Source organism: Saliniradius amylolyticus (assembly GCF_003143555.1).
Lineage (GTDB): Bacteria > Pseudomonadota > Gammaproteobacteria > Enterobacterales > Alteromonadaceae > Saliniradius > Saliniradius amylolyticus.
Window position 1 is genome coordinate 3,031,752 of the sequence record NZ_CP029347.1, and the last position, 12,210, is coordinate 3,043,961.

11 protein-coding genes are annotated in these 12,210 nt (G+C 53.1%); 9 read left to right on the forward strand and 2 right to left on the reverse strand.

Annotated features, from left to right (window positions below):
- The first annotated feature begins 219 nt into the window (after positions 1 to 219).
- The gene (locus tag HMF8227_RS14120) at positions 220 to 2,154 is read left to right on the forward strand and encodes a lytic transglycosylase domain-containing protein (RefSeq protein ID WP_239421320.1); all 1,935 of its coding nucleotides are present in this window, start codon (positions 220 to 222) and stop codon (positions 2,152 to 2,154) included.
- 73 nt (positions 2,155 to 2,227) lie between these two features.
- Here HMF8227_RS14120 and HMF8227_RS14125 read toward each other — a convergent pair whose 3' ends face one another.
- Entirely contained in the window at positions 2,228 to 2,728 is a 501-nt protein-coding gene (locus tag HMF8227_RS14125) for an FxsA family protein (RefSeq protein ID WP_109340797.1), read from the reverse strand.
- A 170-nt stretch (positions 2,729 to 2,898) separates the two neighbouring features.
- Between HMF8227_RS14125 and cutA the strand changes: the two genes are divergently transcribed.
- The 7 genes from cutA to HMF8227_RS14160 all read left to right on the forward strand — a co-directional run bounded on the left by cutA (position 2,899) and on the right by HMF8227_RS14160 (position 10,402).
- Positions 2,899 to 3,222 carry a divalent-cation tolerance protein CutA gene (cutA, locus tag HMF8227_RS14130; protein ID WP_109340798.1) on the forward strand — a complete coding sequence of 108 codons (324 nt, stop codon included), beginning with the start codon at positions 2,899 to 2,901 and terminating at the stop codon, positions 3,220 to 3,222.
- Positions 3,222 to 4,988 (forward strand): protein-disulfide reductase DsbD, encoded by a 1,767-nt coding sequence (locus HMF8227_RS14135; RefSeq protein WP_109340799.1) that lies wholly within the window; start codon positions 3,222 to 3,224, stop codon positions 4,986 to 4,988. The genes cutA and HMF8227_RS14135 overlap by 1 nt, the downstream gene beginning before the upstream one ends.
- A gap of 214 nt (positions 4,989 to 5,202) precedes the next feature.
- Positions 5,203 to 5,646, forward strand: a complete 444-nt coding sequence (aroQ, locus tag HMF8227_RS14140) for a type II 3-dehydroquinate dehydratase (protein ID WP_109340800.1) — start codon at positions 5,203 to 5,205, stop codon at positions 5,644 to 5,646.
- Positions 5,647 to 5,668: 22 nt separating this feature from the next.
- On the forward strand, positions 5,669 to 6,136 hold the full coding sequence (gene accB / locus HMF8227_RS14145) for an acetyl-CoA carboxylase biotin carboxyl carrier protein (RefSeq protein WP_109340801.1): 468 nt from the start codon (positions 5,669 to 5,671) through the stop codon (positions 6,134 to 6,136).
- A gap of 12 nt (positions 6,137 to 6,148) precedes the next feature.
- Positions 6,149 to 7,492, forward strand: a complete 1,344-nt coding sequence (gene accC, locus HMF8227_RS14150; protein WP_109340802.1) for an acetyl-CoA carboxylase biotin carboxylase subunit — start codon at positions 6,149 to 6,151, stop codon at positions 7,490 to 7,492.
- Between the two features lie 201 nt (positions 7,493 to 7,693).
- Positions 7,694 to 8,881, forward strand: coding sequence for a methyltransferase (locus HMF8227_RS14155; protein WP_162558617.1), 1,188 nt, complete (start codon positions 7,694 to 7,696; stop codon positions 8,879 to 8,881).
- A gap of 27 nt (positions 8,882 to 8,908) precedes the next feature.
- Positions 8,909 to 10,402 carry a S10 family peptidase gene (locus HMF8227_RS14160; RefSeq protein ID WP_109340804.1) on the forward strand — a complete coding sequence of 498 codons (1,494 nt, stop codon included), beginning with the start codon at positions 8,909 to 8,911 and terminating at the stop codon, positions 10,400 to 10,402.
- On the opposite strand, the gene HMF8227_RS14165 is transcribed toward HMF8227_RS14160, so the two are convergent.
- Positions 10,399 to 11,175 (reverse strand): substrate-binding periplasmic protein, encoded by a 777-nt coding sequence (locus tag HMF8227_RS14165; RefSeq protein ID WP_162558618.1) that lies wholly within the window; start codon positions 11,173 to 11,175, stop codon positions 10,399 to 10,401. The genes HMF8227_RS14160 and HMF8227_RS14165 overlap by 4 nt on opposite strands.
- 108 nt (positions 11,176 to 11,283) lie before the next feature.
- Between HMF8227_RS14165 and prmA the strand changes: the two genes are divergently transcribed.
- Positions 11,284 to 12,162 (forward strand): 50S ribosomal protein L11 methyltransferase, encoded by an 879-nt coding sequence (gene prmA / locus HMF8227_RS14170; RefSeq protein WP_109340806.1) that lies wholly within the window; start codon positions 11,284 to 11,286, stop codon positions 12,160 to 12,162.
- Positions 12,163 to 12,210 lie beyond the last annotated feature (48 nt).

Genomic DNA, 12,210 nt, shown 5'->3' on the forward strand with positions numbered 1-12,210 from the left:
TAAGAACGTGGAAACTCATCCGAGGAGTGAGACCTATTTAAGCTGAGTCAATTCTTGTAGATCAGATGTAAAATTTCAATACAAATTCAAACAATCGTTTAAAGTTTTTGTATGATTATTTTTAATGCGCTCGTATAAGGAAAACCCACAACCCACGCTTGCAACCACGGTACGATGCATTAAGGTAATATTCTGACCCCCTGATTCAGTATTCGTTGTATGGATCGCACCCGAGCTCTCACACTGCTGTTTACTGCAATGCTAAGCGTCTGCTGCGTCTCGGCCCAATCCGGCACGCTTGAGCAACAGCGGCAATGGTTTGAAGACGCTGAGCCCTGGGTGTATTACCCCAACAGCGACGAATTTCAGTCGCTTTATCACAAGCTTGAAGGATATCCGCTCAGGCCCTATCTGCAGCAACGGGCCTTAATGGCAAACCTGTCGCTGGATAAAACCGACGAGATCCAGCAGTTTCTGGCCCGCTTTGATAACACCCCCCTGGCCGACCCATTGCGGGAAAAATGGCTTTACTATCTGGCCAAACACGGACACAACCGTGCATTTCGCCGTTTTTATCGGGCTCTGGGGCAGACCGAACTGCAATGCCATTTCCTGCATTTCGTGGCGCAGAGCAGGGAAGCGCTGTCGCCGGACTGGTATCAGCAAGTGGATGAACTCTGGCTGCACGGCGAGTCCCAACCGGAGTCCTGCGACCCGGTGTTTAAACGCTGGCAACAGGATGGTCACCGCAGCGATACACTGGTCTATCAACGCTTAGTAATGGCCGCTGATGGCGGCGACCACACGCTTATTCCTTACTTGCGCTCCCTGTTGCCCAAGAGTTACTTCCCGCTAGCCGATGCATGGCAGCATACCCGTCGGGACCCAGCCCATGTCACCCGCCTCGACCACTTTCAGCGACTGCCGAGCGAGCAGGCCAGTGACATTATCACCTATGGGCACCGCCGCCTCATATGGCGTCAGCCCGATTTGGCCCTGCGCAGCTGGGCGCGTGCCCGCGAACGGTTTAACTTCAGTCCCGGGCAGCTGCGCGAGGTTTCGCGTAATTTTGCCTTGGCGCTGGCGGTAGAAAATCATCCGAAGGCCCGGTTTTGGCTGGAGCACGCCAACCGAGAGCAATATGACCCGGACGTATTCCGCTGGCACCTGACCGAAGTGCTACGTGACAATCATTGGCAGGAAGTGGTGAATGTAATCTCAACCGCGCCGCGACAGTTGGAGCAAGACTACTCCAGCCAGTATTGGCTTGGCCGCAGTCTGGAGCACCTGAATGACAAAAAAAGTGCGTTTGAACAGTTCGATACCCTATCCAGTGTGCGCCATTACTACGGTTTTATGGCCAGCGGCAAAATTGCCCGCTCTCCATCACTGGCCAACGTACCTCTGGCGGTCAGCGAGCAACAGGTCGCAATGATCGCCAGTCTCCCGGAAGCCGAGCGAGCCAGAGAGTGGCTGGAGCTGGAACGTTATACCGAAGCCCGTCGCGAATGGTGGTCATTGCAACAAAAGCTGACCCGGGAGCAGGCGCTCACTGCAGCAGTGTTAGCGGACCGCTGGGGTTGGCACGACCAGGCCATATTTGCCTTTTCCCGTTTAGGCTACCTGGACGATGTGCAACGACGCTTCCCACTAGCATATGAAGGCGAACTGGTTGCCAGTGCCACTAAATATCAGGTGGACCCGGCCTGGGCTTTTGCCATCGCTCGCAGGGAGAGCTCCTTTATGCCCGATGCCCACTCAGGGGCAGGGGCACGGGGCTTGATGCAATTGTTGCCCAGCACCGCCCGATACCTCGCGAAACAGCGGATATCGGGCCGCACCCTGTACGATCCAGTGAGTAATGCAGACTTTGGCGCTCGTTACCTTCGCTACTTAATGGACAAGATGCAGAACAACCCTGTGCTGGCTACGGCGGCGTATAACGCCGGCTGGAGTCGGGTAAAACAGTGGCTGCCCGAAGACGATGTGCCGCTGGACGTGTGGATCGAGACCATCCCCTATCGGGAAACCCGCAATTATGTCAAAGCCGTGCTGGCCTACCGGCAGATTTACAAACGGCGCCTGGGTCAGTCACAAAACCTGTTTCAGGATTTAAGCGAAATGCAAATCTCGGCCGATAAGCCTACTTTGTAACCCTGCTGCGGGATACTGAGCTTGCGCCCGGTAAGTTGTTCAAACGCTCAGTAACCGTCTTTATCGGGTGGATTTACCGGTCCAGTCTGGGCCGGTCATCGTCCTTATCCTCGGACTTGACCTCATAATCGCCTTCAAACACATCATTGTTCTGATGCTGGTCACGTCGCTGATAATGATAATGGGCCGAAAAGCCACCATTTTGAGCCTGATTGACCACATGCACCTGCATGTGCTTTAACACGGCCTTGGCAATAGTGGGCCGGATCATGGGCAACGTTAAGGCCAGACCAAAGATGTCGGTGACGAAGCCGGGAGTCACCAATAAAACACCCGCCACCACCAGCATCAGACCTTCAACCATTTCCTGGCCGGGTAGCTGACCCAACTGCATCTTCTGGCGCGCCTGAAGGGCGGTCATCATGCCCTGTTGCCGCACCAGATAGGCACCGACAATAGCACTCAGAATCACCAGCCCTACCGTATTCCAGCCCCCGATCTGCTCGCCCACTTCGATCAAGACGGCAATTTCGATGATCGGCATAATGGCGAACAATAAAAATAACTTACCCAAGATTTACTCCTGCGACGCATGAGGCCGTTAATAATCTAAAGTGTCACAGTTTGGGGTGAGTCATGGCATTTGCAAGTGTAACCATGTTACAAACTATGGCGAATCAACATGCTCATTGCCATATCTCACTGATGGTGAAAGCAAAACCATGTTATAGAGGTCTCTAGCCCATGTCTGATATTTGTGTTGTCCTGTGCACCTGTCCCGATAAAGACTCGGCTCGCCTTATTGCCGGTGAAGCGGTCAAGCAAGGCCATGCCGCCTGCGTTAATATCATCCCGGGACTGGAATCCCTGTACTTCTGGGACGGTGAGGTACAAAACGACAGCGAAGTTCAGATGGTACTGAAAACCAGTCGGACATCATTGGATGAGCTTTTTAAGCTTGTGATCAGCTTACACCCTTATGATGAACCAGAGTGGTTGATATTGGACGCTGCCGGTGGCAGTGACAGCTATTTGGAGTGGATAAAACGTTGTACTCAAAAATTCTAATGCGCATCAGCCTGTTATTACTGCTGACTGCCAGCTTGGCGGCTTATGGTCAGGCTGGTATTGATAAAATCCTTGGTCAACAACAGCAAGAATTTCTGCCGGTCGACCAGGCCTTCCAGTTCGACTTTGAGCAGCAGGGCGATCGTCTCACCGTCAGCTGGCAGATTGCCGAAGGCTATTACCTGTATAAGAAGCGCTTCGCCATCGCCGCCGATGGGGCTAAATTCGGTGAGCCTCAGTTTCCTCCGGCGGAAACGATTGAAGACGAGTATTTCGGTGTTTCCGAAGTGTTCTATCAAGCGGTAAGTCTGGATTACCCAATAAAACAGGCGGACGCCGAAGCACAAGTCAAGATTCGCTATCAGGGCTGTGCTGATGCGGGATTGTGCTACCCCCCCACCACCAAGACCCTGTATCTGGATGAAGTCACCGGTCTGGCGAATCAGAAAGGTCAGACCGGAGACAGTCCGGTATCCAGCCAGTTTGAGCTGGCTGACCTGTTGTCCGGCGATCAAAATCTGGCTTTGACGCTGGCCCTTTTTGTTGTCCTTGGCATTGGTCTCGCCTTTACTCCCTGCGTGTTTCCGATGTACCCCATATTGTCCGGTATCATTCTCGGCCAGGGTAAGGTGATGCGCAGTGCTAAAGCCTTTCAGCTCAGTTTTATCTATGTGCAGGGCATGGCCATTACCTACTCACTGCTGGGTTTAGTGGTGGCCTCGGCGGGAATGCAATTTCAGGCAGCCCTACAACACCCGGCCATACTCATTACTTTCACCACTCTCTTTGTGGCCCTGGGTCTGGCCATGTTCGGCAGCTGGAATTTACAATTGCCCGCAAGCTGGCAGGCCAAACTCTCTCAGTTAAGTCAGCGCCAGGAGGGCGGTAAGAGCTGGGGTGTCTTCGTAATGGGTGCCCTGTCCGGCCTGATCGCCTCGCCCTGCACCACCGCACCCCTTACCGGTATTTTACTGTTTGTGGCCCAAAGCGGTGATCTGGTATTGGGCTTCAGCGCTCTCTATGCCCTGAGTATGGGTATGGGTATTCCGCTAATACTGTTTGGTCTTACCGGTGGTAAATTACTGCCAAAAGCCGGAGCCTGGATGAATGTCATTAAGGTCAGCTTTGGCTTTATGATGCTGGCGGTGGCCATGATATTCATCGAACGGTTATGGGATAATCAATGGACCGCACTGGGCTGGTCCATTCTCGGTTTGACCGCCTTTAGCTACTGGCAGGTGATTAACCAAACCACCACAGCAACGTTCTGGAAGGGCGTGCGCAGCCTGCTAGTCTTCCTCGGCCTGTTTACCAGTGCCTTGTATGGATATCAGCAGCTCACCCAAACCCAGCTATCAGGCGGGCAACCGGATACATCCACCACACAGGCCAGTCATCCGGTGCAATTTGTGCCAGTGGAAAACCTTAGCGACTTTGAGCATAAACTGAAGGCGGCCAATGCCGACGGCAAGTCGGTGATGTTGGATCTCTATGCCGACTGGTGTGTCGCCTGCAAAGAGTTTGAAAAATACACCTTCCCTGACCCGAAGGTACAGCAAAGGCTTAGCAATACGGTATTGATGCAGATCGATCTGACCGACAACAGCCCCGAAAACATCCAGTTTCAGGAGCACTTTGCCGTGCTGGGTCTGCCCACCATATTGTTCTTCACCGCCGAGGGTCAGGAGGTCACCACCGGCCGGATCACCGGCTTCATGCGGGCCGAGCCCTTTGCCGAGCATCTGAGTCAGTTACCGCTGCAATAGCGGTAACGGCTTACTTTTTTTTCATACCCGGTTATCTTTGTCGATAACGTCGGTGATTAGACCAGTAATTTGCTGCGATTTTCCTCATTCTCTCTATAATGGTGGCTGATTTTCGGCGACTGGCTATTTTTTCACCATCATTGACTGGCATCAGCCAGAGAAGATGCTATAAATAGCCATTAAATTAGTTTTCCCTACAGATAGACGCTTTTTCGTGAATTTTTTACTATTAAATGGACCTAACCTGAATATGCTGGGACAACGAGAGCCCGGCATATACGGCCACAAAACGCTGGATCAGATTGTCACCGAGTTGCAACAGCAGGCGACTCGGGACGGTGTCAACCTGACGGCTAAACAGTCGAACGCCGAACACGAATTAATAGAGGCGATTCATCAGGCCGCAGGCCAGGTAGACCGCATCATATTCAATCCCGGAGCTTTTACTCATACCAGCGTAGCACTCAGAGACGCCCTGCTCAGTGTCGCTATTCCTTTTTATGAGGTGCACCTGTCCAACATCCATGCACGGGAACCTTTCCGGCAGCATTCCTATTTATCGGATATTGCTCAGGGTGTCGTATGTGGCTTCGGAGCCAAAGGTTATTCATTTGCGTTACAGGCAGCCATTGAAGACTGCCAGCAACCTGACAACTAAAAATACAATAGAGAGACAGACCATGGATATTCGCAAAATTAAGAAGCTGATCGAACTGGTGGAAGAGTCCGGCATCGCGGAGCTGGAAATCACCGAAGGTGAAGAGTCGGTTCGTATTAACCGCAACAGCCAGAATCAAGCGGCCGCCCCCATGCATTATTCGCTGCCACCTCAGATGCCCGCACCAGCACCGGCACCTGCTGCTCCAGCTCCTGCGGCGGACGTTCCCACCGAAGCGGCTAAGGATGAGATTGCCGGACACTTGGTTCGCTCGCCCATGGTCGGCACCTTCTACCGAGCCTCTTCTCCCTCCGCCGCCGCTTTTGTCGAGGTGGGGTCTAAGGTCAATGTAGGTGACACATTGTGCATCGTGGAAGCCATGAAGATGATGAACCAAATCGAGGCCGATAAAGCCGGTGTGGTGAAGCAGATTCTGGTGGAAAATGAAGAGCCGGTAGAGTTTGACCAGCCGCTATTTGTGATTGAGTAAGCGAGCCTGTCTATGTTGGATAAAGTACTGATTGCCAACCGTGGGGAGATCGCACTACGTGTTTTGCGTGCCTGTAAAGAATTAGGCATCAAGACCGTGGCCGTACACTCCACTGCGGACAAAGATTTAAAACACGTATTGTTAGCGGATGAATCCATTTGTATTGGTCGCGCCCCGGCCACAGAAAGCTACCTGAACATTCCGGCCATTATTGCGGCAGCTGAAGTGACCAACTCAGTCGCCATTCATCCCGGATACGGCTTCTTGTCCGAAAATGCCGACTTCGCCGAACAAGTAGAAAAAAGCGGCTTCGAGTTTATCGGTCCGAAGGCGGACACCATCCGTTTGATGGGGGACAAGGTTTCTGCTATCACCGCCATGAAGAAGGCAGGGGTACCTTGTGTACCCGGTTCTGACGGCCCTTTGACCGACGATAGCGAACGTAATAAGGCCATCGCCAAGCGTATAGGCTACCCTATTATCGTCAAAGCCGCCGGTGGTGGTGGTGGCCGAGGCATGCGAGTGGTACGTAGCGAGGCCGAGCTGGCGAACGCCGTTGCCATGACCAAAAATGAGGCTGGGGCAGCGTTCGGTAACGATATGGTCTACATGGAGAAGTTTCTGGAGAACCCTCGCCATGTAGAAATCCAGGTACTGGCCGACGGCCAGGGTAATGCCATTCATCTGGGCGAGCGCGACTGCTCAATGCAACGTCGTCATCAGAAGGTGGTGGAAGAAGCACCCGCACCAGGGATTACTCAGGATCTGCGTGATAAGATTGGTGAACGCTGCCGCCGAGCCTGTATCGAAATTGGGTATCGCGGCGCGGGCACCTTTGAGTTCCTGTACGAGAATGGCGACTTCTACTTTATCGAGATGAATACCCGGATTCAGGTCGAACATCCGGTATCAGAGATGATTACCGGTGTGGATCTGATCAAGGAACAGTTGCGTATCGCCGCCGGTCAGCCGTTGGGCATTGAGCAATCGGATATTCAAATCCGCGGCCATGCCATTGAATGTCGTATTAACGCCGAAGATCCCGAACGCTTCGTGCCTTCGCCGGGCAAAATTACCATGTTCCATCCTCCGGGTGGCTTGGGAGTGCGCTGGGATTCGCACATCTACTCGGGTTATTCGGTACCGCCGAATTACGACTCCATGATCGGCAAGCTGATCACCTATGGCGAAACCCGGGATGTGGCTATTGCCCGGATGCGCAATGCACTGGATGAGATCGTCATTGATGGCATCAAAACCAATGTGCCATTGCAGAAGTCCATTATGGCCGATGAAAACTTCAGAAACGGTGGGACCAATATCCACTATCTGGAGAAAAAGTTAGGGATTAACTGATAGCCTGAGCACCTCTGCAAAAAAGGGGTGCTAGTTATTCTTGAGGCACCTGAAAGACCATACGCAGACACGTCGACAACCCGTTCCTGGGGGCATCCCTGCCGCACAGGGTCTGCTTAATGGTATTTCAGGTCCCTTATGTCCTCTGGTTCTTTCCCCCCGACGCCTGCTAAGCTAGCCCTTTTATTCACACTGGCAATAATGTTCTCTCAGCCTCTGCAACAGCTTCAACAGGATCTCGCCGATAGCCGCGGCTACTGGCAGTTTGTGCCCTTTGAACAGAACGCGTTTCCGTGGTGGGCCGATAATCCCGAACTGACTGAAGCCCTGAACGCCCTGAATGAATCCCAGCTTCAGGAGCTTAAAGCCAAGCCCCAAGAGGCTCAGGACACTCTGGCTCCATTGCTGCCGCCGCTGCCCGAACTCCCTGAGCATCTTCTCACCAAGCCCCGTCAGCCAAGTCAGGATTATCCGTTTTGGCTCAGTACCGGTGTTAAGGGCCGGAAATGGCAACAGGTTGTCGCCTTTTCACAGCAAGTCACCCCGGGTGGAAGTGAGTTTCTAGAGTGGTGCGCGGGCAAGGGTCACCTGGGTCGCCTTCTCGGCTGGCAACACCAGCGTCCGGTGCGATCGGTGGAATGGCAGGCCAGATTGTGTCAGTCAGGTCAGCAGCAGGCGCAACGGGATTCCATCGATCAGCACTTTATCCATTGTAATGTCTTAAAGGATAACACCGCTCCTTTTCTTACTCGAAAGACCCATGCCGTTGCATTGCATGCTTGTGGCGACTTACATATCACCTTGCTGCATCAGGGGGCCGGTGCGCAGATTCCGGCCATCAGCCTGAGTCCCTGCTGCTACCATCTTATCTCGCAGCATCAGTACCAGACTCTGAGTCAGCTGGCAAAGCAACGCCCATTCCCGCTTGGTCGCGCCGACCTTAGGCTGGCCGTCCAGGAAACCGTCACCGCCGGCGCCCGGGAGAGCCGAAAGCGGGAACAGGAAAAGTTCAGCCGTATCCTGTTCGATCTCTGGCAGCGTCAGACCCGCGGTGCAGACTCCTATTTGCCGGTGCCTTCAGCTCCTGACGCCATTATCAAGAAGGGGTCATTAGGTTTTTGCCAGTGGGCTGCGGAGAAAAAGTCGCTCCCCTCGCCGAATGAGAAGGAGCTTGAAATGTTGGCCCAGACTGTCCGGGAACGTTACCTCCAGCTAGAGCGCATGGAGTTGGTACAGCACCTATACCGCCGTGCGCTGGAATATTACCTGGTGCTGGACCGCTGTCAGTTCCTGGTGGAATCCGGTTATGAGGTTGCGTTAAGTGCCTTTTGTGAGCGGCAAGTAACCCCCCGCAATCTGCTGATAACTGCTACCCTGTCAAAGGCTTAACGACAGATAATAATTAAGGAACACGCTATGCAACTGAAACGCCTGTTGCCCGTGCTAATGTTGGCCTTCAGTCAACCGGTATGGGCCGAAGACCAGAAGCCCGCCACTCCCATCCCCGAGCCTCAGATGTCAATTACCGAGCATCGAGGCGAATTTCACGACGAGGATATTCGTTATCAGGTGGCCGCAGGAGACACCTATTTAAAAGACGATCAAGGCAAACCCACCGCCAGTATCTTCAGCATCGCCTATACCCGCACCGACACCGAGGATTCGAACCGACCGCTGATGTTCGTTTTTAATGGCGGTCCCGGTTCCTCGTCGGTATGGCTGCATATGGGCATCTTCGGCCCCAAGCGGGTTAAGTTGCCCAGCGACGCCGAACGCGTCGGTGCTGCCCCCTGGCAAATGGTGGAAAATCCGCTGAGCCTGCTGGATCAGACCGATATGGTGTTTATCGACCCTGTTGGCACCGGTTTCTCACGCCCGCTTGGTGAGCATAAAGGCAAGGAGTTCTGGGGCGTTAAAGAGGATGCTGAGTCTCTCGCGCAGTTCATCAAACGCTACATCAGTCAGCATAACCGCTGGAACTCACCCAAGTATCTGGCCGGTGAGAGCTACGGCACCACCCGTGCAGGGGCCTTGGTCAAGGAACTTCAGGAAGGCTGGGGTTCGGTGGATCTCAACGGTGTACTGCTGATCTCTTCGATACTGGATTTTCAGGCCGGTGACTTCACTCCAGGTAATGATGTGCCCTTCGTCACTTTCCTGCCTACCTACGCCGCCACAGCCTGGTATCACGACAAGGTGCCCAATAAGGACCAGTGGTCGTCTATGGAAGCCTTCCTAACGGATGTCAGAGACTTCGCCCTGAGCCAGTACACCAGTGTTCTGATGAAAGGTTCGCTGGCCTCGGACCAGGAGACGAAGCAAGTGCTGGAAAAGTTGCATCAATACACCGGTCTGGACAAGCAATATATTGAACAGGCTGACCTGCGCATTAACGAATTCTACTTTATGAAAGAGTTGCTGCGTGATCAGGGTAAGGTGGTTGGTCGTTTGGACAGCCGCTACTTAGGCGAAGATGCTGACAAAGTCTCTACCCGCTTTGAAGCGGATCCTTCGTCTTACGCCATCGATGGCGCCTATACGGCTGCCATCAATCAGTATATGGGCACCACGTTGAATGTTGAGCGCGAACAGGAATACCAAATTCTCAGCGGCGAAGTTTTTTCCAACTGGAACTGGCTATACGGCAACAGCCCGCGTGCGCAAGGCTTTATCAATGTAGCCCCTTTTATTGCTACCGGCATGCGTCAGAACAAAGACTTTCGGGTATTCGTCGCCAATGGCTACTATGACCTGGCCACGCCCTTCTTTGCCACCGAACACTCCATGAACCACTATGGTATCGACTTAGACCGGGTGACCATGAAGTACTATGAGGCCGGCCATATGATGTACATCCACCAGCCTTCTCTTGAAGCCCTGGTGAAAGACATTCGCGCCTTTATTGACTAGAGTCCGAAGTCCCACAGCCTGTTTTGTTTGGGCTGTGGGCCACCAGGTTGGATAAACTGATACTGCTGAATGAGCTGTCGATAACGCTCCGAAGCCTTAAATCTCTCTAACGCCCGGTTGAACGCCTCACGCACCTTTCCATCTTTCAGTCCCATGGCGTAAGACGTCGCCGGAAACAGATAATGCACGTCCACCTCGTTAAGCGGCTTCAATAACCACTTCTTAGCCAGGTAATTGAAAATATTCACGTCCATGATGGCCACGTCCATGCGCCCCTCTAACAGCATCTGCACCTGTTGCTCCTGATTGGCCAGCTCAGTATAAACCGGGCTCTGGTTAATGGCGTCAGCGTAGGCCTCCCCCAGAATATCCTCCGCCCGTTGGAAGGCCACCACCGAATACTCGCGAAGCTCATCCACAGAGCCCAGCTCAATATCTGCGTCAGACAAGGTGATAGCCACATTCTGATAACTAATATAGGGTTCGGACAGCAAGGGAGCGACACTGGCGATGTTATGACTCTGAGTAAATGCGCCATCCACTTCACCGTCGAACAGAATTTGCGAAGAACGTCCGAAGGGCACGTACACAGGTTTGACGCTATAGCCCGCATCGGCCATAACCGCTTTAATAAAGTCCATTTCAAAGCCACTACCATTGTGCTGGATGACATAAGGCGGCTTAGTCCAGCCCACCGCGAGCAATAGCTCTATTTGAGCATGAGCTTTATTAGTGACACACACAGCCATCATCAAAAATGCCCATCTCAGCATGTGCTTCCCCAATTCAGCGTCAATATTCGTATCCACCATTATTCGGGCTGTGAATTCAGAAATCCAGCCCCTATACTCGCATTTATCAATTATTTGTCTGTAAATACTATGTCCTGGATTCAACTGACCATCCGTACCGAACAAGACCGGGCCGAAGCCATCGGCGACAGTCTGTCTGAGTTGGGAGCACAGGCCGTCACCTTTGTGGACGCCAAAGACACCCCGGTTTACGAGCCTAAACCGGGCGAGGTGCATTACTGGCCCAATACCGAGGTAATCGGCTTATTCGACGCCGAAGACGACACCGATATCGTCATCGCTGCGCTGCAAAATGATTTTGGCCAACAGCAGCCTTTAGCCTACACACTCAACCCCCTGGAAGACAAAGACTGGGAACGGGAGTGGATGGATAACTTTCATCCCATCCAGTTTGGTAAACGCCTGTGGATTTGTCCCAGTTGGCGAGACATCCCCGATCCGGATGCGGTCAACGTTATGCTCGACCCTGGGGTCGCTTTCGGTACTGGAACTCACCCGACAACCGCACTGTGCCTGCGTTGGCTGGATAGCCTGGATCTCACGGACAAGACCGTGGTGGATTTTGGCTGTGGCTCCGGCATCTTAGGCATAGCCGCCTTAAAGCTGGGGGCTAAGCGGGTTATTGGCATCGATATCGACCCTCAAGCTCTGGAAGCCAGCCAGGCCAATGCCGAGCGCAATGGTGTCGGTGACCAGATTGAGCTTTATTTGCCCGAAAACCAACCACAGTTTGAAGCCGATGTAGTAGTGGCCAACATACTGGCCGGCCCCCTGAGAGAGTTACAGTCGGTGATCACCGACTACTGCCATCCGGTCGGCGTGCTTGCATTATCGGGGATTCTGGTGGAACAGGCCGAAGAAATCGAACAACTGTATGCCCGGGACTTTATTCTTGAGCCCGTGCAAACAGAGGGTGACTGGGCGATGGTATCAGGCTTTAAGAAGTAGCCTTTCAACAGGCTGTTTACATTTTTATGACACCTTCTGTCAACGGCG

Excerpts from the sequence above, each read along its gene's own strand:
- accB (WP_109340801.1), top strand. The coding sequence starts at position 5,669 with ATGGATATTCGCAAAATTAAGAAGCTGATCGAACTGGTGGAAGAGTCC.
- prmA (WP_109340806.1), top strand. The coding sequence starts at position 11,284 with ATGTCCTGGATTCAACTGACCATCCGTACCGAACAAGACCGGGCCGAA.
- cutA (WP_109340798.1), top strand. The coding sequence starts at position 2,899 with ATGTCTGATATTTGTGTTGTCCTGTGCACCTGTCCCGATAAAGACTCG.
- HMF8227_RS14120 (WP_239421320.1), top strand. The coding sequence starts at position 220 with ATGGATCGCACCCGAGCTCTCACACTGCTGTTTACTGCAATGCTAAGC.
- accC (WP_109340802.1), top strand. The coding sequence starts at position 6,149 with ATGTTGGATAAAGTACTGATTGCCAACCGTGGGGAGATCGCACTACGT.
- HMF8227_RS14165 (WP_162558618.1), bottom strand. The coding sequence starts at position 11,175 with ATGCTGAGATGGGCATTTTTGATGATGGCTGTGTGTGTCACTAATAAA.
- HMF8227_RS14135 (WP_109340799.1), top strand. The coding sequence starts at position 3,222 with ATGCGCATCAGCCTGTTATTACTGCTGACTGCCAGCTTGGCGGCTTAT.
- HMF8227_RS14160 (WP_109340804.1), top strand. The coding sequence starts at position 8,909 with ATGCAACTGAAACGCCTGTTGCCCGTGCTAATGTTGGCCTTCAGTCAA.
- HMF8227_RS14155 (WP_162558617.1), top strand. The coding sequence starts at position 7,694 with ATGTTCTCTCAGCCTCTGCAACAGCTTCAACAGGATCTCGCCGATAGC.